Source organism: Sphaerotilus sp., assembly GCF_013299175.1.
Classification (GTDB): Bacteria; Pseudomonadota; Gammaproteobacteria; order Burkholderiales; family Burkholderiaceae_C; genus Sphaerotilus.
Genome location: NZ_JAAFKF010000033.1, coordinates 12937 through 36914, shown reverse-complemented (window position 1 = coordinate 36914; position 23978 = coordinate 12937). Strand labels below are relative to the sequence as shown.

Annotated in this window: 19 protein-coding genes; 13 read left to right on the top strand and 6 right to left on the bottom strand. The window is 66.3% G+C overall.

Features of this window, described 5'->3' with window-relative positions:
- Both QZW52_RS08025 and QZW52_RS08020 read right to left on the bottom strand, forming a co-directional pair.
- Nucleotides 1–542 (bottom strand): cyanophycin synthetase family protein (locus QZW52_RS08025; RefSeq protein WP_434738294.1); only part of this gene is annotated, 542 nt, incomplete at its 3' end.
- A 30-nt stretch (nt 543–572) separates the two neighbouring features.
- Nucleotides 573–2738, bottom strand: a complete 2166-nt coding sequence (locus QZW52_RS08020) for a cyanophycin synthetase (RefSeq protein WP_293997116.1) — start codon at nt 2736–2738, stop codon at nt 573–575.
- Nucleotides 2739–2932: 194 nt separating this feature from the next.
- Between QZW52_RS08020 and QZW52_RS08015 the strand changes: the two genes are divergently transcribed.
- From QZW52_RS08015 to QZW52_RS07995, 5 genes are all read left to right on the top strand, one after another.
- Complete coding sequence (locus tag QZW52_RS08015; protein ID WP_293997113.1) at nt 2933–5221, top strand: cyanophycin metabolism-associated ABC transporter; 2289 nt, start codon at nt 2933–2935, stop codon at nt 5219–5221.
- A 17-nt stretch (nt 5222–5238) separates the two neighbouring features.
- The gene (locus QZW52_RS08010) at nt 5239–5700 is read left to right on the top strand and encodes a cyanophycin metabolism-associated DUF1854 family protein (RefSeq protein WP_293997111.1); all 462 of its coding nucleotides are present in this window, start codon (nt 5239–5241) and stop codon (nt 5698–5700) included.
- A gap of 75 nt (nt 5701–5775) precedes the next feature.
- Nucleotides 5776–6018, top strand: a complete 243-nt coding sequence (locus QZW52_RS08005) for a hypothetical protein (RefSeq protein WP_293997109.1) — start codon at nt 5776–5778, stop codon at nt 6016–6018.
- A 244-nt stretch (nt 6019–6262) separates the two neighbouring features.
- Nucleotides 6263–7297 carry a PEP-CTERM sorting domain-containing protein gene (locus QZW52_RS08000; RefSeq protein WP_293997106.1) on the top strand — a complete coding sequence of 345 codons (1035 nt, stop codon included), beginning with the start codon at nt 6263–6265 and terminating at the stop codon, nt 7295–7297.
- Between the two features lie 10 nt (nt 7298–7307).
- Entirely contained in the window at nt 7308–7799 is a 492-nt protein-coding gene (locus QZW52_RS07995) for a hypothetical protein (RefSeq protein WP_293997104.1), read from the top strand.
- A 115-nt stretch (nt 7800–7914) separates the two neighbouring features.
- On the opposite strand, the gene QZW52_RS07990 is transcribed toward QZW52_RS07995, so the two are convergent.
- The 4 genes from QZW52_RS07990 to QZW52_RS07975 all read right to left on the bottom strand — a co-directional run bounded on the left by QZW52_RS07990 (nt 7915) and on the right by QZW52_RS07975 (nt 11582).
- On the bottom strand, nt 7915–8898 hold the full coding sequence (locus tag QZW52_RS07990; RefSeq protein WP_293997101.1) for a Bug family tripartite tricarboxylate transporter substrate binding protein: 984 nt from the start codon (nt 8896–8898) through the stop codon (nt 7915–7917).
- A gap of 64 nt (nt 8899–8962) precedes the next feature.
- Nucleotides 8963–10186: a CaiB/BaiF CoA transferase family protein gene (locus tag QZW52_RS07985; protein ID WP_293997098.1), complete on the bottom strand. Its 1224-nt coding sequence runs from the start codon at nt 10184–10186 to the stop codon at nt 8963–8965.
- Nucleotides 10183–11139 carry a hydroxymethylglutaryl-CoA lyase gene (locus tag QZW52_RS07980; RefSeq protein ID WP_293997095.1) on the bottom strand — a complete coding sequence of 319 codons (957 nt, stop codon included), beginning with the start codon at nt 11137–11139 and terminating at the stop codon, nt 10183–10185. The genes QZW52_RS07985 and QZW52_RS07980 overlap by 4 nt, the downstream gene beginning before the upstream one ends.
- 11 nt (nt 11140–11150) lie before the next feature.
- Complete coding sequence (locus QZW52_RS07975; protein ID WP_293997092.1) at nt 11151–11582, bottom strand: CBS domain-containing protein; 432 nt, start codon at nt 11580–11582, stop codon at nt 11151–11153.
- Between the two features lie 118 nt (nt 11583–11700).
- On the opposite strand from QZW52_RS07975, the gene QZW52_RS07970 reads away from it, so the two are divergent.
- From QZW52_RS07970 to QZW52_RS07935, 8 genes are all read left to right on the top strand, one after another.
- Complete coding sequence (locus tag QZW52_RS07970; RefSeq protein ID WP_293997089.1) at nt 11701–13584, top strand: 3'-5' exonuclease; 1884 nt, start codon at nt 11701–11703, stop codon at nt 13582–13584.
- Nucleotides 13585–13678: 94 nt separating this feature from the next.
- Nucleotides 13679–14224, top strand: a complete 546-nt coding sequence (locus QZW52_RS07965) for a phasin family protein (RefSeq protein ID WP_293997086.1) — start codon at nt 13679–13681, stop codon at nt 14222–14224.
- Between the two features lie 200 nt (nt 14225–14424).
- On the top strand, nt 14425–16974 hold the full coding sequence (locus QZW52_RS07960) for a type I restriction-modification system subunit M (RefSeq protein WP_293997083.1): 2550 nt from the start codon (nt 14425–14427) through the stop codon (nt 16972–16974).
- Nucleotides 16967–18235: a restriction endonuclease subunit S gene (locus QZW52_RS07955; RefSeq protein WP_293997080.1), complete on the top strand. Its 1269-nt coding sequence runs from the start codon at nt 16967–16969 to the stop codon at nt 18233–18235. Before QZW52_RS07960 ends, QZW52_RS07955 begins: the two co-directional genes overlap by 8 nt.
- A 2-nt stretch (nt 18236–18237) precedes the next feature.
- On the top strand, nt 18238–18891 hold the full coding sequence (gene darT / locus QZW52_RS07950) for a type II toxin-antitoxin system toxin DNA ADP-ribosyl transferase DarT (protein ID WP_293997077.1): 654 nt from the start codon (nt 18238–18240) through the stop codon (nt 18889–18891).
- Complete coding sequence (gene darG / locus QZW52_RS07945; protein ID WP_293997074.1) at nt 18888–19979, top strand: type II toxin-antitoxin system antitoxin DNA ADP-ribosyl glycohydrolase DarG; 1092 nt, start codon at nt 18888–18890, stop codon at nt 19977–19979. The genes darT and darG overlap by 4 nt, the downstream gene beginning before the upstream one ends.
- 13 nt (nt 19980–19992) lie before the next feature.
- On the top strand, nt 19993–23265 hold the full coding sequence (locus QZW52_RS07940) for a type I restriction endonuclease subunit R (protein WP_293997071.1): 3273 nt from the start codon (nt 19993–19995) through the stop codon (nt 23263–23265).
- A complete protein-coding gene (locus QZW52_RS07935; RefSeq protein WP_293997068.1) occupies nt 23266–23973 on the top strand; it encodes a M48 family metallopeptidase in 708 nt (235 codons plus the stop codon).
- Nucleotides 23974–23978 lie beyond the last annotated feature (5 nt).

The following is a 23978-nucleotide window of genomic DNA, read 5'->3' as shown; positions in this document are numbered from 1 at the left end:
GAACCCCAGCCGAACTGCACCAGACTGCCCTGCGTCAGACGCCGGTACGGAATGCCGCGGGCCACCGCCGCCGACACGATCGCGCCGGTGCTCGGGCCGAGGCGCACGTCCTCGTCGATCTCGCGCAGCCGGGCGATGGCCGCGGTCACGTCGAAGGCGGTGTCGGCGAGCGTGGCCTGGATGAGCTGCTCGGCGAGTTCGAGCGCCAGACGGCCCACGTCCTCCTCGCTGTACTCGACGACCACCTGGTAGATGCCCGGTTCGACCGTGGCCGAGGTGCGGCTGAACGTGACCGGACAGCCAGCCTGCGCCTGCAGCGCCAGCGTGGCGGTTTCCAGCACATGCGCCAGCGCGATGTCGCCGCGCTGCGCACCCGCCGGCACCGCACCGATGCCGGGGAACCGGGCACGCAGACGGGACTCGAAGCCGGGCAGTTGGGCAATCGCGCGCTCGTCTTCAGCACACGAAACGATGGCCTCGACCGCCGTGTGGCGGCTCCAGAGGTTGGGGCCGCGCAAGGCCCGAATGCGTGAAACGTCCATCAGTGGGTCACGTCCGGTCAGAAGAAAGGATCACGAGCGCGTCGGGCTCGATGCGAAGGTTTCGAGTCCGGCGGCCATCAGCTCCGGCGCAATGCCCAGCGCCCAGGCCGCAGCGACCGCCGCCAGCACCACCGACGGCGCCAGCGCAATGCGGCGGCGCTGCAGATCGACGCAGACCACCTCGGCCCCGCCGGTGGCCAGCACCACGCGCGACGACCGCAGCAGCACGGCCCGTCCGCCCTGCCCGCGGTGGGCGGCCACGGTCTCGTTGTCCCCGGCGAGCTGGCTGTAGAACAGCACCTCGCCATCGGACAAGCGGGCCATGTCGGCGATGCGCTCGTCGTCGGCGTTCAGCACGGCCGCGCCCTCGGGCAGCACGGTGTCCACCTGGGTGCGCAGCACGCGCGGCATCTGCTCGACATCCCGGAGGTCGTGGCGCGCCAGCGTCTCGGCGCCGCCCAGATCGGTGACGACACCGACGTGGCAGCGGTCGTAAGACAGGCCATCGTCGAGGATGGTGGCCGCGCCGTTCTCGATCACCACCGTCTGCACTTCGCGGTTCATCAGCAGCCGGTGGCCGCTCGCCCAGTTGGCGCAGTCGCCGCGGCCGACCCGGCGCCCCGCCAGGAACAGCCCGTCGCGGCAGGCCAGCCCGACGTGCTTGCCGCTCAGGTGGACCAGCCATGCCACGAGCTGCGCGATGTCGGCGGTGTCGTGGGAGCCAGCCACACCGACCACGGGGATGCGGCCGCTGTCGTCGTCGTCGAAGAGGTGGTTGACGATGTCGCGTCCGACCGGACGCGGCATGCCTTCGGCGGGCTTGAGGTGCATCAGCAGGCCGGGGCCGGCGTTGACCTCGACGATCGCGCCGCCGGTTTCATGCAGCGGGCGGCGGATGTCGGTCGTCACCAGATCGACGCCGGCAATGTCCAGCCCCACCACGCGCGCCGCCAGCCCGACCAGGCTGGCCACATCGGGGTGGACAACATCAGTGCAGTCGATCGCGACGTTGCCATTGCGCTGGATCAGCACCGCGCGCCCGGCGGCCGGCACCGCGTCCGGCCCGACCAGCCCCTGCCGCTCCAGCAACAACCGCGTCACCGGGTCACGCTCCAGGCGGATGGTTTCGAGCGGGAATTCTTCGGCGTCGCCGCGGCGGGGATCGGTGTTGAGCTGGCGGTCGATCAACTGGGTGACGCTCGACACACCATCACCGGTGATCCACAGGCTCTCGCCCCGTGCCGCCGCGACCACCTGCCCGCCGACGACCAGCAGCCGGTGTTCGTCGCCACGGATGTAGCGTTCGACGATGACCTCGCTGCCCTCGGCGTCGGCCACGGCCCAGGCCGCCATGACCTCCTCGCGGGTGTTCAGGTCCAGGCTGACGCCGCGGCCGTGGTTGGCGTCGGTCGGCTTGACCACGACCGGCAGCCCGATGTCCTGCGCTTCGTCCCAGGCCGCTTCGGCGTCACCCGCCACCGCACCTTCCGGCACCGGCACACCACAGGCTTTCAGCAGCGTCTTGGTCAGATCCTTGTCGCCCGCGATGCCTTCGGCGATCGCGCTGGTGAGGTCGGTCTCGGCGGTCCAGATGCGGCGCTGGGCCGAACCGTAGCCGATCTGGACGAGGTTACCGTCGTTCAGGCGGATGTGCGGGATGCGGCGGTCGGTGGCGGCGCCGACGATGCTGGCGGTGCTCGGGCCGAGGTAACAGTCGTCGATCTTCTCGCGCACCCGCTCGACCGCGGCCGCCACGTCGAAGGACTCGCTGTTGATGGCCGACATCAGCAGCGTGTGGCCTTCCGCCAGGGCCGTGCGCGCCACCTGCTCGTCGCGGGCGCGGAACACCATGCGGTAGACGCCGTGCTGCGAGGTGCTGCGCGTCTGGCCGAAGCCGGTGGGCATGCCGGCCAGGTTGAGCAGCTCGATGACGACGTGTTCGAGCACATGGCCCATCCAGGTGCCTTCTTCGAGCCGCTGCAGGAAGCCGCCGCGCTCGCCGACCCCGCAGTGGTGTTCGATCAGTGCCGGCAGCATCGCCGTGAGCCGGTCGTTGAAACCGGGCAGTTGGTGCGAGGGCCAATCCTCCAGCTCACCCAGATCCAGCCAGACCTCCAGCACCGGACGGTAGGTCCAGACATTGGGGCCGCGCAGGTAGGTGATGCGCTGCAGCGTGATGTTTTCTTTCTTGGTCATGTCCTGCGGAGCTGGTGTTGGGCTCAAGGGGACCATTGTGCCCAACGTTTCTTGCACGAAGTCATCGTTCCGCCGAGGCAGTCCGTTGATTCAGGGTGGCGTTCATCTGAAGAAATCTCACCTGGGCGGCTTGCGCCAGAATTCGGCATCCCCGAGAACAAGACCCCATGCACTCACACACTGCCAATGTCCCCATGGCCGACCTTCCGACCCGATTTCTCCCTGAAGAGAACGCCCTGTGTACCCTGGAGGTTGACCTCGACGATGCCCTGCACTTCACCCGCAGCACGCTGATCCTGACGAATCGCCGCCTGCTGTGGGCGCGCTCCGGGGCCACAGACTGGGCAGGCACCTGGCCGCTCGACGACCCGCTGTCGCTGCGCCACCACGACCACGCCGGTGTCGGCACGCTCGAACTGCACGATCCGCACAGCCTGCGCGCCGTCTGGCGTTTCACCCTGGGGCAGAACGTGCAGGCGCTGCGGCTGGTGCGGCAGTTAGAGCGCCAATGCGCCGTGCTGCGCAACCCCGCCGCCCCGCTCCCCGAAGACGACCTCGACCCCACCACCTGCCCCACCTGCCACGCCCCGCTGCCCCCCGACAGCGACGAGTGCGCCGTCTGCACCCGCGAGTTGTCCACGCCACCGTCCACCTGGGTGCTGCTGCGGCTGTGGCGGTTTGCCCAACCCTACCAGTGGAAGCTGCTGGCCGGTTTCCTGCTGACGCTGGCGTCCACCGCCGCGACGCTGGTGCCGCCCTACCTGACCATCCCGCTGATGGACAAGGTACTGATCCCCTTCCAGAACGGCCACAAGATCGACCCCGCCTATGTCCTGCAGTTGCTGTTCGGGCTGCTCGGCGCGGGCCTGCTCGCCTGGGGCCTGGGCTGGGCGCGGACCTGGCTGCTGGCCATCGTCTCCGAGCGCATCGCCGCCGACCTGCGCACCACCGCCTTCGACCACCTGCTCGGCCTGTCGCTCGACTACTTCGGCGCCAAGCGCACCGGCGACCTGATCGCCCGCATCGGCTCCGAGACCGACCGCCTCTCGGTGTTCCTGTCGCTGCACGCGCTCGACTTCGCCACCGACGTGCTGATGCTGGGCATGACCTCGGTGATCCTGTTCTCGGTCAACCCCTGGCTCGCGCTGGTCACGCTGCTGCCGCTGCCCTTCATCGCCTGGATGATCCACCTCGTGCGCGACCGGCTGCGCACTGGCTTCGAGAAGATCGACCGTGTCTGGAGCGACGTGACCAACGTGCTGGCCGACACCATCCCCGGCGTGCGCGTGGTCAAGGCGTTTGCACAGGAGGCGCGCGAATCGAAGCGTTTCCACGAAGCCAACGCCGCCAACCTCGCCGTCAACGACAAGCTCAACAAGACCTGGAGCCTGTTCACGCCGACGGTGACGCTGCTGACCGACATCGGCTTGCTGGTGGTCTGGGGCTTCGGGATCTGGCAGGTCAGCAAGGGCGACATCACCGTCGGCGTGTTGACCGCCTTCCTCGCCTACATCGGCCGCTTCTACGGGCGGCTCGATTCGATGAGCCGCATCGTCTCGGTGACGCAGAAAGCCGCCGCCGGCGCCAAGCGCATCTTCGACATCCTCGACCACGTCTCCAACGTCCCCGAACCCGATCAGCCAGTGCCGACCGGTCAGTTGCAGGGCGCGGTACGGCTCGACAACATCGGTTTCCGCTACGGCAGCCGCTCGGTGATCCGCGGCATGAGCCTGGACATCCGGCCCGGCGAGATGATCGGCCTGGTCGGCCACTCGGGCTCGGGCAAGAGCACGCTGGTCAACCTGATCTGCCGTTTCTACGACGTGACCGACGGCTCGATCCGCGTGGACGGCACCGACATCCGCCGCTTCAAGGTCGCCGACTACCGCCGCCACATCGGGCTGGTGCTGCAGGAGCCGTTCCTGTTCTTCGGCACCATCGCCGAGAACATCGCCTACGGCCTGCCCGGCGCCACCCGCGCGCAGATCATCGCCGCCGCCCGCGCCGCGCACGCGCACGACTTCATCCTGCGGCTGCCGCAAGGCTACGACTCGCTGGTCGGCGAGCGCGGCCAGGGCTTGTCCGGGGGCGAACGCCAGCGCATCTCCATCGCGCGGGCGCTGCTGATCGACCCGCGCCTGCTCATCCTCGACGAGGCCACCGCCAGCGTGGACACCGAGACCGAGCGCGAGATCCAGAAGGCGCTCGACAACCTCGTCCAGGGCCGCACCACCATCGCCATCGCCCACCGCCTGTCCACGCTGCGCAAGGCCGACCGGCTGGTGGTGATGGACCGCGGCGCGGTGGTCGAGGTCGGCACGCACGACGAGCTGATGGCCGCCGAAGGCCACTACTTCCGCCTCTACGAAGCCCAGGCGCGCCGCACCGATGCCGCCGACGAAGACGGTGACTCCGAGCACGACCAGAACCTGCTCGCCCACCAGCTCCCGCAGCCGTCCGCCCACGGCCAAGCCACCTCCTGAACCCGCCGAGCCGCCCCATGTTCCTGCTTGAACGCCACCCCAGCGGCCGCCTCGTCTACACCGGCGAAGACGGCGCCTCCCACCACGGCGTCACCCCCGTGCGCGCCTTTCCCGTCACCGCACCGGACGCGGGCCTGTCCCTCGTCAGCGCCGAAGGGCATGAGCTGGTCTGGATCGACCGGCTCGGCGCCCTGCCCGAGCGCCAGCGCACCTTGATCGAGGAAGAGCTGGCCCACCGCGAGTTCATGCCCGAGATCCGGCGGGTGGTGGAGGTGTCCACCTTCTCGACGCCCAGCACCTGGACCGTGGAGACCGACCGCGGCCCGACCACGCTGGTGCTGAAGGTCGAGGAGGACATCCGCCGCCTGCCCGAGCGCGGCCGGCTGCTCATCACCAGCGGGCACGGCATCGTTTTTTCGGTGCGGGACATGGCCGCGCTGGACCGGCATTCGCGCAAGCTGATGGGGCGTTTTCTCTGAGTTCCCCGGGATGTCGCGCCGTGGCGGGCGTGGTCCAATGGGGCTGACACCACCGGCAACAGGCGCTCCATCACCATGCTCGACGACGACGACGAAAAGACCGTGATCGACCCCAAGGGGCTGCGCTACAAGAGCAAATCCGCCGGCTCGCCCTTCGGCGGCAAAGGCGCGTTCGTGGGCGGCACCATGTCCTGCCTGCTCTGCGGCAAACACCGGCCGCAGGCCATGCTCAAGAGCAAGCAGGTGCTGGGCCGGCCGCAGAAGGTCTGCGCACCCAGTTGCAAGGAACTGGACGAGTTCATGGCCCAACAACGCTGACGCCTGGACGGCCAGCCGCACCGCCGTCCAGGCGTCCATCCAAGCCCGCACGCCCTTCGAACAAGGGGCCACCGGATCCGGCCCCGACCCCCCCCGCACGCATCCGCCCCCTCATCTGTGGTGCGCCTCCACTGGCCCCATATGAAAAGATCACATTCGCCATTTTCGTCCCCGACTCCACGGGCACTCGGCAATTGGCGATCTTTTCCACACCGGTCCATGTCCACTTCTTGCGGGGTTTTCCATGTCCATTCAACCCAAGTCGCGCCACACCCTGGCCCGCGCGCTGCTCACCGGCGGTCTGCTGGCCAGCGGTCTGTCGTTCGGCTCGGTTGCCCACGCGGCGATCAGCTTCCAGTTCAACTTCCTCGACGGCGCCGGCACCGGCTTCAATGACGCCACCACCGGTGCCGCACGCCAGAGCGCGCTGAACAACGCGGCCAGCCTGTTCTCGACGATGTTCGGCAGCCATTTCAGCAACTCGGGCACCGTCGTGCTCGACGCCACGGCCACCGACGACCCCCTGAACGGCAACCTGGCCTCCGCCGGCAGCCAGCTCTCGCTGGCGGGCGGCGCGCCGGCAGGCTTCAACCTGCAAGGCGTCATCAGCACCAAGCTGCAGACCGGCGTGGACCTCAACAGTGTCAGCGCAGACGGTGCGGTGAACTTCAACTTCGGCAAGAACTGGCAGCTCGACGCCAATGCCCCGGTCTCCGGCGCACAGTTCGATTTCTACGGCGTTGCCTTCCACGAGTTCTCGCATGCGCTGGGTTTCTCCTCGCTGGTCCAACAGAACGGCACCGACCTGTTCGGCAGCAGCACCGCCGGCCACTGGGGCATCTACGACCAGTTCCTGGTGGACAAGAACAGCAACGCCGCCGTCAACCACAGCACCTTCGACATCAACGCTGGCGTGTGGAACACCGCCAGCATCGGCGGTGCCAGCCCGGCCGCGGGCATGTTCTTCAACGGCGCGCACGCGGTGGCCGCCAATGGCAACCAGCTCGTCGGCCTGTACTCGCCGACCACCTGGAACGGCGGCAGCAGCATCTCCCACATCGACACCGACAACCCTGCCTATGCCAGCACGATGATGCTGCACTCCGTCGGCACCGGCAACGGCGCGCGCAACTACAGTGCCATCGAAATCGGCGTGATGCAGGATCTGGGCTACACCGTCGCCGCCGTGGTGCCGGAGCCGGCAAGCTTCGCGCTGATGTTCACCGGACTGGGCGTCATCGGCTGCCTGCGGCGCCGCACCCTGACCACCACCGCCTGAACCCCGCCCCATGCCCCGATGCCCCCGTGTTCTGACCGCGCTCAGCCTGCTCGTGCTCTGTGCCAGTCTGACGGGCCTGTCCGATGCGGCCACCACGGCCGAGCCTGCCACGGCGGCCCCGCCCCGCAGCGTTCGCATCGAGGATCTGCGGGTGCGGCTGGAACGCGGGGCGGGACAGGTGGCTGGCTCGGCGGCGCGCAGTGTCGTGCTGTCGGGAGCGGTGGCAGGGCAGCGCGACACGCTGGTGGCGCTGCTCAATGCACTGCATGCCGTGCATTTCTTCGCGTTGCCCGGCCAGATGACCTTGCAGACCTCGGTCGTGCTGCAGGAGGACGGCACGGTACAGACACAGTGGCTGCACCGCAGCGACGAACCGACCACGCGGGTGTGCGTGTCGGTATCGACAGCCTACGAGAAGTGTGTGACCTTCACTGCGACCGCCGGGCCGGCCGACCTCGTGCAGCTCGCCGACCAGACCTTCGCCCGAGCGCTCAAGCCCTGAGCGAAGGCGAAGGCGGGCGCGGTCGGCGTGTCGGGCATGCGCTGTGCCTCGGCCAGCAGCGCGTCCAGCGCGATCGGATCGGCGCTCAGGCACAGCACACGCGGGGCCAAACGGATCATTGCAGCTCGATCCCAGCCTTCTTCACCAGCTTGGCGTACTTGGCCATCTCGCTGCGGAAGAAGGCTTGCGCGTACTCGGTCGTGCTGACATTGATGGTGTTGCCCTGCCTGGCCATCGCCTCCACCACGTCCGGCGCCGCGAACGCGACCGCCACGGCATCGTGCAGGCGCTTCACGTCCGCCGCCGGCAGCCCCTTCGGCCCGATGAGACCGAACCAGCCCTCGACCTGATACCCCGGCATGCCCTGCTCGACCAGGGTCGGGATGTCCGGCGCGGCGGCCAGACGCTGCGCCGCGCCGGTCCCGATCGCCCGCAAGGCGCCGCTCTTGATGTGCTGCTGCACCGACGGCAACGCCGCCACGCCGATCTGCACCTGCCCGCCGATCAGGTCCGTCAGCATCGGGCCGACCCCCTTGTAGGGGATGTGGCGCGCCGTCGCCCCCGCCTCGTCCACGAACATCTCGGCCGCCAAGTGCAGGATCGTGCCGTTGCCCGACGAGCCGTAGGTCATGTCGCCCGCCTTGGCCTTGAGCAACGCGGCCAGCTCGCGGGCGTTGTTCGCCGGCACCTTCGGGTTGACGACGACGATCAGCGGGGTCGAGCCGACGATGGCGATCGGCGTGATGTCGTTGATCGGATCGAAGGGCAGCGACTTGTAGACGCTCGGGTAGATGACGTGGTTGTTGGAGACGAAGCTCAGCGTGAAACCGTCCGGCGCCGAGCGGACCAGCGTGGTCGTTCCCAGGATGCCGCCAGCGCCGGGCTGGTTCTCGACCATGACCGGGTGGCCTAGCGCCTTGCTCAGCGCGCCCTGTGCGGCGCGGGTGATGGTGTCCACGCCCGAGGCGGTGGCCACCGGCAGCACGATGCGGATCGGCTTGTCCGACTGCGCCAGCGCGCGGGTCGCCGCCGTGCCCAGCCCGGCCAGAGTCAGCGCACCGAACTGGCGCAGGGTGTCGCGGCGGGTGGTGTGGATCATGGTGTCGTCTCCGGTGTTCCGGTGTGGTTGTTGGTCCGGGTCTGGGTCTGGGTCTGGGTCGTGGTCAGGCAATCACGGTCTGCGCGCGCAGCGCGTCGATCTGCGCCGCGTCGTAGCCGATGCTCTCCAGCAGCGCGGCCGTGTGCTCGCCGAGCCGGGGCGGGTCGAGCCGCACGCCCAGCCGCTCGCCGTCCATCGTGATCGGAAACAGCGTGGTCTTGACAGACTGCCCGGCCCGCTCGCCGTCCGGCAGCTTCATGTCGGCCAGCCCGCCAGTGGCCAGCAGGTGCGGGTCATCCAGCAGGTCTTCCGGCCGGCGGATCGGCGCGAACGGCAGACCGACCCGCTCCATGAGCGCCGACAGCTCCGCCGCGCTGCGGTGCGCCAGCCGCTCGCGCAGCGCGGGCATCAGCGTCGGCCGCGCCCGCACGCGCTGGTTGTTCAGCGCCAGCGCGGGATCCGCCTTCAGGTCCGCGAAACCGAGCGCGTCACAGAACGTCCCCCACTGCGCGTCGCTCACCGCCGCCAGGAAGATCTGCTCGCCGCCCTGCACCGTGAACACGTCGTAGACCGCCCAGGGGCTTTCACGGGCAGGCATCGGCGCAGCAGGCTTGCCGGTCATCGCGTACTGGAGCATGTGCTGGCCGACGAGGAAAACGTTGTTCTCGTAGAGCGCCGACTGCACCTCCATGCCGCGCCCGCTGATGCCGCGCTGGATCAAGGCGCCCAGCACGCCGATCGCGCCGAACAGCCCGCCCATGATGTCGTTGACGCTGGTCCCGGCGCGCAGCGGGTCGCCCGGCCGGCCGGTCATGTAGGCCAGGCCGCCCATCATCTGCACCACCTCGTCGAGCGCGGTGCGGTGGTCGTACGGGCCGGGCAGGAAACCCTTGTGGCTGGCGTAGATGATCCGAGGATTCACGGCGCTCAGGCTGGCGTAGTCGAGTCCGTACTTGCCCATCGTGCCGGGCTTGAAATTCTCGGCCACCACATCCGCGCTGGCCGCGAGACGGCGTGCCACCTCGGCCCCCTCCGGGTGGTGCAGGTCGATCGCGATGCTCTTCTTGTTGCGGTTGAACATCGGGAAGAAGCCCGTCCCGGCGCCGAGCAGCCGCCGCGTGCGGTCGCCGTCGATCGGCTCGATCTTGATGACCTCGGCGCCCATGTCGGCCAGCACCATGCCGCAGGTCGGCCCCATCACCATGTGGGTGAACTCGACGACACGCAGGCCGGCAAGCGGTTGAGGCGGGGTGTGGGCGGACGTCGTCATCGTGGTCTTCGGGTTCATGCGCATGCGGTCAGCAGGGTTTTCGGGAGGCCGGCGCGCCAGAGGCTGCCGTGCAGGGGTTCGCCGGCGAGCCACTCTGCCAGGCGCTGGCGCAGGGCGATGAGGGCGTCAAAGTTCACCCCGGTCGGCACGCCCATGCTGGCAAAAAGGTAGGCCACGTCCTCGGTGGAGACATTGCCGCTGGCCCCCGGCGCGTGCGGGCAGCCGCCGATGCCCGCCAGACAAGCGTCGAAGCGGCGCACGCCGACCTGCCATGCGGCATAGACGTTGGCCATGCCGAGACCGCGCGTGTCATGGAAATGCCCGCAGGCCAGCCGGTCGCCCACCGCCGCGAAGCCACGCTCGAACACCCGCGCCACCTGCAGCGGATCGGCATAGCCCACCGTGTCGGCCAGCCCGACCCGCTCGGCACCCGCATCCAGCGCGGCCTGCAGCAGCCGGATCACCTCGTCCTCGTCCACCCGGCCCTGGAGCGTGCAGCCGAACGCCGTGCTCAGCCCCACCTCGATCACGCAGCGCGAACCGCTCGCATCGCGCAACGCCCGGATGCGGCCGATCTCGGCGATCACCTCGTCGGGCGTCCTGCGCAGGTTGGCCAGGCTGTGCGCGTGGCTGGCCGACAGCGGCAGCAGCATCAGGTCGGCGCCGCTGTCGAGCGCGGCCTGGGCACCCCGCAGGTTCGGCACCAGCACCGAGGTGGTCAGCCCCGGCAGCGTGCGCGCCACGGCGACGAGTTCGGCCGTGTCCGCCAACTGGGGCAGCAGCCGCGCCGGCACGAAGGAGCCGACCTCGATCTCGCGCAGCCCCGCCGCGTGGGCGGCGTGCAGCCAGTCGAGCTTGTGGGCGGTGGGCAGCGTGCGGGCGATGCTCTGCAGGCCGTCGCGCAGGCCGACCTCGCGAACAGTGATGGGATCGGTGGCGAGGTGGGCGGTGGCGGCGATCGGGGTGGGCATGGGGCGCGGTGTCAACTGTGGATGTAGCTCTCCAATTGTGCGATCACGAACTGCTGCTCCGAGATGATCTCCTTCACCAGATCGCCGATCGAGACCAGCCCGACCAGCTGGCCACCGTCCAGCACCGGCAGGTGGCGCAGGCGCTTGTCGGTCATCAGCGCCATGCATTCCTGCGTGGTGGTGGCCGGCGTCACGAACATCACGTCGGCGGTCATCACGTCGCGGATCGGCGTGCCGGCGGAGGTGCGGCCACGGACCTCGATCTTGCGGGCGTAGTCGCGCTCCGTGAAGATCCCGAGGATGCGCTCGCCCTCGACGATCAGCAGGGCGCCGATGCGCCGGTGCGCCATCTGCTCGATCGCCTCGCGCACCGTCGCCGTGGGCGCGACGGTGTGGACGGCATGGCTGGGCTTGGACAGCAGGATCTGGGCGACGGTGCTCATGTGGAATCCCCTTCAGCGTGGCAAAGCGTGGTGACGTTGCCATCTTCTCGCAGAACCGCCCGGCGCACAGCCCTGTCAGACTGCTCGATTTTCCCAGTACCGGAACGACAGGAATGTGATGGCGCAGTTTCCCCAGGGGTATCGCCAAATCGAGCAACGCTGCAACGCGGGCGAGCGGCGCGTGCTGCAGCAACTGAAGCAGTGTCTGGACGACGGCCACCTCGTCTGGCACAACGTCCCCGTCGGCCCGCAGGCGCGGCAGCCGGATTTCGTCGTGCTCGGGCGGAACTGGGGCGTGCTGCTGCTGGAGGTCAAGGACTGGCGCTGCCGCACGCTGCTGCAGGCCACGCCCGACGCCGTGACGCTGCACACCGAGCGCGGCCCCGTCACCGACCACCACCCCCTGCGCCAGGCCCGCGACTACGCGATGGCACTGGCCACCCTGATGCAGCGCGACCCGGCCCTGGTCCACGACGACGGGCCGCACCAGGGACGGCTGCTGTTTCCCTATGGCTGGGGCGCCGTGCTCTCGGGGATGCGGCGCAGCGAGGTCGAGCAGCGTCCCGGCTTCGACGCCCTCTTCCCACCCGCGCAGACCCTGCTGCGCGATGACCTCGACGACAGCGTCGATCCGGAGGTGTTCCAGCAGCGGCTGCGCGGGCTGTTCACCGTCCACTACCCGCACACGCTCACCCCCGCGCAGCGCGACCGCATCCGCTGGCACCTCTTCCCCGCGCTGCGCCTGAACGCCGCGCCGGCGGTGGACGCGCCCGGCGTCGAGCCGTCCCCCATCCCCGATCTGCTGCAGGTGATGGACCTCCCCCAGGAACAGATCGCGCGCACGCTGGGCACCGGGCACCGCGTCATCCACGGCGCGGCCGGCTCGGGCAAGACGATGGTGCTGGTGCTGCGGGCGCAGATGCTGGCGGCCACCGCCACGGCCGCGCAGCCCGTGCTGGTGCTTTGCTACAACCGGGCGCTGGCGGATCGGCTGGCGGCACTGATCCACCAGCGGCCAGTGGGTGATCAGGTGCAGGTACGCACCTTCCACCGCTGGTGCCAGGAGCAAGTGCGCCGGCACCAGCTCGCCGTGCAGGCCGAGCCAGGCAGCGACGCCTATTACACCGAGCTGCCGCAGGTCGTCGCGCAGGCGGTGGAGCAGGGGCGGGTACCGACGGGCCAGTACAGCGCCGTGCTCATCGACGAAGCCCACGACTTCGACGACGACTGGCTGCGCACTGCCGCGTGCATGGTGTCGCCGGATACGCGCAGTCTGCTCGTGCTCTACGACGACGCGCAATCCATTTACCAGACAAGCCGGCGACGCTTCCGCTTCGCCAGCGTCGGCATCCAGGCGCAAGGCCGCACCAGCGTGCTGCGGCTGAACTACCGCAACACCGCCGAAGTGCTGGCGCTGGCGCTGGCCTGCACCCGTACACCGCTGCTGCCGACTGGACCCACCGCAGCCCCGCCGGATGACGATGCCGTCCCCACCATCACCCCCACCAGCTCCGGCCGCCATGGCCCGCAACCCGTGCTGCTGCTCGCCCGCGAGCCGGCGGACGAAGCCGAGCAGATCGCCGCCCAGCTCGGCGCGGCCCATGCGCGCGGCGTGGCGTGGGGCGAGATGGCCGTGTTGTGCCGCACGCGGGCACAGCTCGGGCCGATCGCACAGGCGCTGCAGCGGCGGGGCTGGCCCGTGGAGTCGATGGGCGCGGCCGATTTCCGCCACTTCGACTGGCAGCAGCCGCGCATCCGGCTGATGACGCTGCACAGCGCCAAGGGGCTGGAGTTCGCGCTGGTCGTCGTCGCCGGGCTGCACGCGCTGCCATGGCGCGGCGAGTCGATGGACGACGCGGCGCGGCTGCTCTATGTCGCGATGACGCGGGCCACGCATGCGCTGGTGCTGTCGGCCTGCGGGGCGTCGCCGATGGTCGAGCGCGTGCAGGCGGCATGGACGGGCGTGGCGAGATCGCCCGCATTAGAGCTTGCACACCAATGAATGCTGCACTGCAACAAAGCCCCTTGCAAACCCGGCTGGCGGTCCTATACTGCATTCCATGCTGCAGCGCAGCAAAACTTTCTGGAGCACCACCATGACGATGACCCCCGAGCAACTGGCCGCCGCCAACAAAGCCAACCTGGACACCCTGGTCGAGCTGACCCAGAAGGCGTTCGCCAGCGTCGAGAAGCTGGTCGAGCTGAACATGCAAGCTGCCCGCGACTCGCTGGAGCAATCCGTCGAGCAGGCCAAGGCGGTGCTGACCGTCAAGGGTCCGCAAGAACTGGCCGCCCTGCAACAGGATTTCCTGAAGCCGGCGCAGGAAAAGGCCATGGCCTACGGCCGCCAGGTCCATGACATCGCCACCGCGACGCAAGCCGAAGTGACGAAGATGGCCGAAGCCCAGATCGCTGCCGCCAAGACCCAGTTCAGCACGCTGGTCGAAGAAGCCACCAAGAACGCCCCGCAAGGCAGCGAAACCGTCATGGCCATGGTCAAGACCGCCATGACCAACGCCTCGACCGCGTTCGACAGCGTGCAAAAGGCAGCCCAGCAAGCCACCAACCTGGCGGAAACCAACCTGAAGAACCTTGGCGAAACCGCCGAGAAGGCCACCAAGGCCGCCACCAAGCGCCGCTGATCTGCCGCGCTGACGCGCTGCACCACAGGTTCTTAACGATTGTCTCCTCGGTGCCTGCTCTGCAGGGATCGATTCAAGCCCGGCCTCGGCCGGGCTTTTTTTCGTCCGAATCCTGGCCAGCACTTGCTTGATTCGACCCTGGAATCAAGAATCCGGCGCCTGACGTGCTGCTTCAGCCGTCCCCTCGCCTGCCTGTGCCCATGTCCGCCCCCCAGAAACTGACCCTCGCCCGCCTCGAACACCTCCTGCTCACTGCCTGCGATGACCTTCGCGGCAACATGGATGCCAGCGAGTACAAGGAATACATCTTCGGCATGCTGTTCCTCAAGCGGGCCAGCGACCTGTTCGACGAGCGTCGCGCCGAGATCCGCCAGGAAGGTGTCGCACAGAAGGCCAGCGAAGAAGACACCGCCTACAGCCTGGAAGACCCGGACCAGTATTCCGGCAAGTATTTCTTCGTGCCGCCCCGGGCGCGCTGGAACGAGGGCTGGACCGGCGAGAAGGGGGAGCGTCATCCGGCGCTCAAGCACCTCAAGGAAGATGTCGGCTCGATGCTGAACAAGGCGCTGGAAGCCTTGGAGGAAGCCAATCCTGATGCGTTGCAGGACGTGCTCAAGCACATCAACTTCAACAAGAAGATCGGCCAGAACACGCTCGATGACGACACGCTGGTCAACTTCATCCAGAACTTCGAGAAGATCCCGCTGCATGACGCGGACTTCGAGTTCCCGGACTTGCTCGGTGCCGCCTACGAGTGGCTGATCAAGTACTTCGCCGACTCGGCGGGCAAGAAGGCGGGCGAGTTCTACACGCCGGCCGAGGTGGTGCGGATCTGCGTCGAGGTCTGTGACCCGCAGGAAGGCATGAGCGTGTACGACCCGACGGTCGGCTCGGGCGGCATGCTGATCCAGGCGCGGGACTACCTGCGCGAGTGCGGTGCCGACGCGTCGGAGCTGGCGCTGTACGGGCAGGAGAAGATGGGCACGACGTGGTCCATCTGCAAGATGAACATGCTGCTGCACGGCATCTCGCACGCGGTGATCCGCCAGCAGGACACCCTGCGCGAGCCGCAGCACCTGGGCGAGGACGGGCAGCTCCTGCGGTTTGACCGCGTGCTGGCCAATCCGCCGTTCAGCCAGAACTACCAGAAGAAGGACATGAAGTTCCCGGGGCGCTTTCCGGTCTGGATGCCGGAGAAGGGCAAGAAGGCGGACCTGATGTTCGTGCAGCACATGCTGGCGGTGCTCAAGCCGGGCGGGCGGCTGGCGACGGTGATGCCCCATGGCGTGCTGTTCCGGGGCGGCGAGGAGAAGGAGGCGCGCCAGCACTTCATCGAGCAGGGTTACCTGGAGGCGGTGATCGGGCTGCCGGGGAATCTGTTCTACGGCACGGGCATTCCGGCGTGCCTCCTGGTGCTGAACAAGGCGGGGCACACCACGCGCGACACGGTGCTGTTCATCAACGCCGACCGCGAGTACCGCGAGGGCAAGGCGCAGAACCACCTGCGGCCGGAGGACATCGACAAGGTGGTGCATGCCTACCGGGCGGGGCGGGACATTCCCGGTTATGCGCGGCGGGTGCCGGTGAGCGAGATCAAGGCGGAGGGCTACAACTGCAACATCCGCCGCTATGTGGACAACGCGCCGCCGCCGGAGCCGCACGATGTGCGGGCGCATCTGCAGGGCGGGGTGCCGCTGGCGGAGATCGATGCCGAGGCGATGCGGCATTTCTGGCAGAACTACGCGGGGCTGCGCGAGAGCTGTTTCGTGCCACGGGCTTCTCCGGAACACGGGACGCATTACGCCGACTTCGGCCCGGTGCTGACGGACCTGCGGACCATCGCGGGGCATGTGAACGGGCATGCGGGGGTGCGCGAGCGGCACGAGGCGTTCATGACGGGGCTGGAGTCGTGGTGGGCCACGCACCTGCCGATCGTCGAGGCGCTGGCGCCGGATGCGACGAACCGGAACGCCACCAGCCGCAACGTGTACGCGATGCGGGCCACGCTGCTGGACAGCATTGCGCGGGCGCTGGCGGGGCAGCATTTGCTCAACCCGTTCCAGGTGCGGGGGGCGTTCGCGAACTACTACAACCGGCTGACGGCGGATTTCAAGTCGATCGCGGCGAGTGGCTGGGGGCCGGAGCTGATCCCGGACGAGGAGATCCTGCAGAGCGAGTTTCCGCAGGTGCTGGCGGAGCTGGAGCAGCAGCACAGCCGGCTGGCCGAGCTGAAGGCGCTGTTCGCGGCGGCGGGCGAGGAGGATTTCGAGGACAGCGACGACAGCGGGGTGTTGCCACCGGACGAGGTGAAGGTGCTCAAGGCGAGTCTGAAGGACGCGAAGGGTCGCGTGAAGCTGGCGAAGCGGGACAGCAGTCAGGGGGACGCGGCGGCGTTGCAGCGCGAGGTGACGCAGATCGAGGCGAGGCTGGCCCGCCACAAGGCGCTGGAGGACGAGGTGCGCACGCTGCGGTCGCTGATCAAGACCACCGAGAAGAGCCGTGACGAGCTGGTGGCCCAGGCGCGCCTGAAGATCAGCGCCGACCAGGCCCGCCAGGTCATCGTCGCCCGCCTGCGCCGGCTGCTGCTCGACAGCTACCGCCAGTACCTGCGCGCCGACCAGCGCGCCTGTGTCGCCGCCATCGAAAACCTCTGGCGCAAGTACGCGGTCACGGCCCGCCAGATCGAGGCCGAGCGGGATGCAGCGGCGCGGGAGTTGCAGGCGTTTTTGGTGGAGCTAGGCTATGAGTGAATTGGCATTCACAACTTTGGCTGCGCTTGCGGACATCACGATGGGTCAATCACCGGATTCGGCGCTTTGTAATACAAATGAACAGGGGTTGCCATTTCTGCAAGGATGCGCCGAATTCGGGCAGAAAAATCCGAGGGCGATGGTTTTCTGTGAGTCCGCTGTGCGGACTGCGAAGGCTGGTTCAGTCTTGATTAGTGTGCGTGCGCCTGTTGGCACCATGAATTACGCGGATCAAGACTATTGCGTAGGGCGTGGTTTGGCCGCTTTCAAGGCGAATCCATCGCTTTCCAATTCAGTTTTTTTGAAGCACGCCGTTGAGTTAAATTCAGGGTATCTGCATCGACGCAGCCAAGGCTCCACATTTGCGGCTGTTTCGTCGGAAGACATTCGTAAAATTCCAGTGCCAAAATTTTCGCTGGCCCAGCAAAATAAAATTGCCGGCATGTTGGATGGCATAGACACTGCTATCGAAAGAACCGAAGCCCTGATCGAAAAATACCAGCAGATCAAGGCCGGCTTGATGCACGACCTGTTCACCCGTGGCGTGCTGCCCGACGGTAAACTGCGGCCGACGCGGGAGCAGGCGCCGGAGTTGTATCGGGAGACGGGGATTGGGTGGGTTCCAAAGGAGTGGGGTATATCCAAGCTGGAGACGATGGCAAAAATTGCCTCAGGGGTAACGCTGGGCGCCAAGGAAAGCCCCTCCGACACAATTGAAGCGCCATATCTTCGAGTGGCGAATGTGCAAGATGGCTACCTTGATCTTGCCGAGATCAAAACCGTCCGTATTTCGCGCAACACATTGAATGATCTCCGACTGCAACCCGGAGACGTTCTGATGAATGAGGGCGGAGACTTTGACAAGCTCGGCCGAGGTGCGGTGTGGGCAGGCGAAATAGAAAACTGCGTCCATCAGAATCATGTTTTTCGGGTTCGTGTGGATGAAGAATTCATGTTGCCTAATTACTTGGCGCTGTATTCGGAGTCATCGTTTGGCAAGAAATACTTTCTGATTAGCTCCAAGCAGTCTACAAATCTTGCATCCATCAATTCAACGCAGCTAAAAAATTATCCGATCGCGTTGCCTGATGTTGCAGAGCAGCGGAGAATTTGCGCCACATTGGCTCGTGCGAATCAGCGCATACAGGCGCTGAAGACCGAAGCAGAGAAAATGCGTAGTCAGAAAAATGGCTTGATGCACGACCTGCTCACCGGCGAAGTGGCGGTGAAGGTGGATGCGCCTATTGAGCAGGAGGCGTGAGCATGGCTGGCCCTTATCGGAATCTGAACCCCGAAAAGGCGCTGATCTGGCGCATCGTCCACCGCGACAACCTGCCTTGGATTCTGGATAACGGCCTGCACTGCGAGAAATCGCCGATCCGGTCGGTGAATTATGTCGCCATTGGCAACGCCGACCTGATCAGCCGGCGCGCCCACAGGGAAATCCCGATTGCACCGGGCGGAACACTGGCCGACTATATCCCCTTTTATTTCACCCCATTCTCGCCCATGATGTATAATATTTATACTGGGCGCAGCGGCATCATAAAACGATCGAACGAAGAAATCTGCATTCTCGTCTCAAGCCTGCCGAAAATGCAAGAACTGGGTCAAGAGTTTATTTTTACTGATCGCCACGCTTATACATGGGCCTCGCGCTATTTTAATTCGATGGAGCACATCGGCGAAGTGGATTGGCCGCTGTTGCAGGCTCGAAATTTTGCACGCAATCCAGATGATCCTGCCCAAATCGAGCGGTATCAAGCCGAAGCATTGATTCATCGACACATGCCCATATCAGGATTGCTCGGAGTTGTTTGCTACACGCAAGAGGTCAAGGATTCACTGGATGCCCATGCACAAGTCAGAAAACTGGCGCTGGACGTTCATGTCAGGCCAAAGTGGTATTTTCCATGATCACGTTCACACAAGGTAATCTGCTGGAAACCCGGGCCGAAGCCCTGGTCAACACCGTCAACACCGTGGGTGTGATGGGCAAGGGCATCGCCCTGATGTTCAAGGATCGCTTCGACGACAACTTCCGCCGCTACGCCGCCGCCTGCAAGGCCGGCCAAGTGCAGACCGGCCGCATGTTCGTCACCGAAGTGCATGAACTCGACGGCCCCCGCTGGATCGTCAATTTTCCGACCAAGCAGCACTGGCGTTCCCCATCACGGATGGAATGGGTGATCGAAGGGTTGCAGGATCTGGGCCGCTTCCTGATCGAACAACAAGTCCGGTCGGTGGCGATTCCCCCGCTGGGTGCCGGCAATGGCGGACTGGAATGGCCCGACGTGCGTACCCAGATCGAGGCTGCCCTGGGCGATCTCGATCTGGACATCCTGGTGTTCGAGCCCACCCGCCAATACCAGAATGTGGCCAAACGCAGCGGCGTCGAGAAACTCACCCCCGCCCGCGCCCTGATCGCCGAACTGGTGCGCCGTTACTGGGTGCTCGGCATGGAATGCAGCCTGCTGGAAATCCAGAAGCTGGCATGGTTCGCCGAACGGGCCATCGAGCGCTTTTCTCCGGACAACAATCCGCTGAACTTGAAGTTCGTTGCCCACAAGTACGGTCCTTACGCCAACCGCCTCGACCACCTGCTCAACAACCTGGACGGCAGTTACCTGCATTGCGACAAGCGCATCAGCGACGCCGACCCGCTCGACGTGATCTGGTTTGACGACGAGCGCCAGACTTTCCTTCAGACCTATCTGCAGACCGAGGCCAAACCGTGGGCGCAGGCGCTCGAACACACCGCCGGGCTGATCGACGGGTTCGAGTCGCCGTTCGGCATGGAACTGCTCGCCACGGTCGATTGGCTGCTGGCCCGTGAAGGCGTGGAACCCACCGTGCCGGCCGTGCGCGAGGGCCTGCGCCGCTGGCAGGGCGGCCCCGGCGCAGCAGCGCGCAAGGACCGGTTGTTTGATGACCGGGCGCTGGGGATCGCGCTGGATCGATTGACCCGCGACCAACCCGATCTGGCGGGCGCTCCAGAACACTGACCTCCGCTACACCGTGTCCGAATACACCGAAGTCGAACAACCCTTCCTGCACCAGCTCGCCACCCAGGGCTGGACCGTCATCGACCAGGGCACGGGCATCCCGCAAAGCGCCGCGCCCAGCCTGCGCGAACACTTCCGCCAGTGGCTGCTGCCGTCGGTCTTCGACGAGGCAGTGCGCCACCTCAACCGCACCGACGACGGCCAGCCCTGGCTGACCCCGCGACAACTCGACGACCTGCGCACCCAACTGCTGCGCCAGCCCAACCGCACGCTGCTCGAAGCCAACGAGGCGGTGCAAGCCCTGCTGTTCAAGGCGCAAGTCGATCAGAACGAACTGACCGGCGAATCCGACCCGGTCGTGCGCCTGATCGACTTCCACACGCCCGAGAACAACCACTTCCACGCCATCAACCAGTTCCGCCTCGACACGCCGGGCAGCGGCAAGGCGTTCATCGTCCCGGACATCGTGCTGTTCGTGAACGGCATCCCGCTGGCCGTCGTCGAGTGCAAGAAGGGTTCGGTCACCTGCGCCAATCCGATGCAGGAAGCCTTCGTGCAACTGCAGCGCTACATGAACCGCCGCCCCGAGACGGCTCAAGCCGGACTCAAGGAAGGCGAACCCCGCCTGTTCCACAGCAACCTCCTGCTGATCCGCAGCAGCGGCCTCGAAGCCGACTACGGCACCATCACCTCGGGCGACGAGCATTTCTATGCCTGGAAAACGCTCCACCCCGAACCTGATGACACCCTGGCGACGCTGAACGCCCAGCAGCAGCTCATCGCCGGCATGCTGACCCGCCCGAACCTGCTGCGCATCCTGCGCACCAGCGCGGTCTTCATGGACACCGACGGCGGCCCGCGCGTCAAGGTGGTGTGCCGCTACCAGCAGTTCCGCGCCGCCGGCCGCATCGTCGAGCGCCTGCGCAGCGGCACCACCCCGATGGCGCGCAGCGGCGTCGTCTGGCACACCCAAGGCTCGGGCAAGTCGCTGACCATGGTGTTCCTGGCCCGGATGCTGCGGACCAGCAAAGACCTGAACGACTACAAGATCGTCCTGGTCAACGATCGGCAGGATCTGGAAGCGCAACTCGGCGCCACCGCCAAACTCATCGGGGGCCGCGTCAACGTGATCGACAGCCGCCAGACGCTGCGCCAGCACCTCGCCACGGACAGCTCCGACATCAACATGGCGATGGTCCACAAGTTCCAGGAGCACAAGCAGGCCCTGAGCAACACGGTGGCCGAGGCACTCGGCACCTACCTGGCCATCCCCTCGGGCAAGACCTTCGGCACGGTCAACACGTCCGAGCGCATCCTCCTGATGATCGACGAGGCGCACCGCACCCAGAGTTCCGACCTCGGTGACAACCTCTTCGAAGCCTTCCCCAACGCCACCCGCATCGCCTTCACCGGCACGCCCCTGGTCACCGAACGGCACGGCGAGAAAAAAACGTCAAAACGCTTCGGCGAGTACATCGACACCTACCGGCTGATGGACGCGGTCAACGACGGTGCCACGCTGCAGATCCTCTACGAGGGCAAGACAGCCGACAGCGCGCTCAACGAGAAGCAGGCGTTCGACGACGCCTTCGAAGACCTGTTCCGCGACCGCAGCGAGACGGAGCTGGAGGCGATCAGGAAGAAATACGGGGCCACCGGCGACATCCTGGAAGCCGAACAGCGCCTCCACGCCATCGCCCGCGACCTCGTGCGGCACTACGTGGACAACATCCTGCCCAACGGGTTCAAGGCGCAGGTGGTGTGCCACTCCAAGCTGGCCTGCGTGCGCTACCAGGCGGGCATCGACGCCGCACTGGCCGAGCGCATCGCCCAGGAAAAAGCGCGGCCCACACCAGAGGCCGATCTGATCAAGCGACTGGAATTCCTGAAAACCGCCGTGGTGGTGTCGTCGGACGGCACCAACGAGCTGGCCATCATCACGCAGGTGCGCAAGCAGGCCGCGCGCATGAACGCGGTAGACAACTTCTGCCGCAGCTTCGATCTCGACGACCCGGACAAGACCCACACCGGCATCGCCTTCCTGATCGTCTGCGACATGCTGCTGACCGGCTTCGACGCCCCGATCGAACAGGTGATGTACCTCGACAAGAAGCTGCGCGAGCACACTCTGCTGCAGGCCATTGCCCGCACGAACCGGGTGAAGAAGGGCAAACAGCGCGGCTACATCGTGGACTACATCGGCCTGTCCCACCACCTGACCGAGGCGCTGACGCTGTACGCCGCCAGCGACGAGCAGCAGGAGCTGCACGACGGGATGAAGAACATCACGTCAGAGCTGCCGGTGCTGGAAGAACGCTACCAGCGCCTGCTGCAGCACTTCACGGCGCTGGGCGTCAAGGCGATCAAGGCGTTTGTCACCGGCACGCTGCCCGACCAGACGGCCGACGCGGCGGTGGTCCACGAGGCCGTCAAGGCGCTGAAGGACGAACGACAGCGGGCCGACTTCGAGGTCCATCTGAAGAAATTCCTGATGAGCCTCGACATCGTGCTGCCGAACGCAGCCGCCCATCCCTACCGCGTCCCCGCCCACCGCTTCGGCTACCTGCTGGAGGTCACGAAGCAGCGTTACAAGGACGCCAGCCTGGACCTGGGCAATGCGGGCGAGAAGGTCAAGGCGCTGATCAACGAGCACCTGATCAGCCTGGGCATCAACCCCAAGATCGCGCCGGTCGAACTGCTGGCCGAGGACTTCCTGGACAAGCTGGCCGCCCATGCCGGTGACAACGGCGAAGCCAAGGCCAGCGAGATGGAGCACGCGCTGCGCAAGCACTGCACGGTGCATCACGACGAAGACCCGGCCTTCTACAAGCGGCTGTCGGAGAAGGTGGATGCCCTGATCGAGCAGCACCAGGGCCAGTGGGATCTGCTGGCCGACAAGCTGACCAAACTGCGTGCCCAGGCCAGCGCCGGGCGCCAGGAAAGCGAGTCGGGCATGGGCAAGGAAGCGACGACCTTCCATGAACACATTGCCCAGATCGGGTTCACGGAGGGTGTCATTCCGGCGGAGCACCAGGCGGGCTTTCGGGCGCTGATGGAAACCACGGTCGAGATTCTTCAGGAGTCGATCGGCAGCATCGACTTCTGGCAAAACCCGGACAAACAGAAGCGGGTGCGCGGCCGGATCAAGGACGAGATTGCCAGGACAGCCATCGACGAGGTCAAGCGACATCGCGAACGGGTGGCTATCGAGATCATGAAGCTGGCCAAGAACCGCCATGACGACCTGACTCGTGCGGCCCGTGTCGGCCGAACCGGGAGTGCCTGAATGCAGCTTCGTCGTGTCAAGGACATCGAATACCAGCTCCTGCCCGGCACCGAGCGTCAGACCACCGACATCGTGATCGAGCGCAACGGCCTGATCACGGTACGCCCGCCGCAGCGGATGACGCCCGAGCAGGTCGATGACACGGTTTTCAGCAAGCGGCTGTGGATCTACCGGAATCTGGCCGACTGGCAGGAACTCAACGCTGCCCGTGTCGCCCGCGAGTGGGTCAGTGGTGAGTCTTTCCTGTATCTCGGCAGCAGTTACCGGCTGCAACTGGTGAACGACCAGGATGAACCGCTGAAATTGAAGGATGGACGCTTCTGTCTGTTGCGCTCCCTGGTGCAAGAGGGCGGTGCTGAAGCGGCTCGGCAGGCATTTCTGCAGTTCTACGAAGACAAGGGCCTGCCACGGCTGCGTCGGCGGGTGGCCTTCTTTGCCGACAAGGTGGGTGTGCAAGCCGGGTCGGTGCACATCAAGGAGCTTGGGTACCGCTGGGCGTCTTGCCTGCCCAATGGCAACCTGCAGTTTCACTGGAAGTGCCTGATGGCCCCGCTCACGATCATCGACTACTTCGTTGTCCATGAGCTGTGTCACCGGCACCACCGCGACCACTCGGCGGACTTCTGGAATGAGGTGGACAAGATCCTGCCGGATTACCTCGCGCGCAAGGAGTGGCTGCGAGTACGCGGGGCAGCCATGAACCTGTGAGCGGG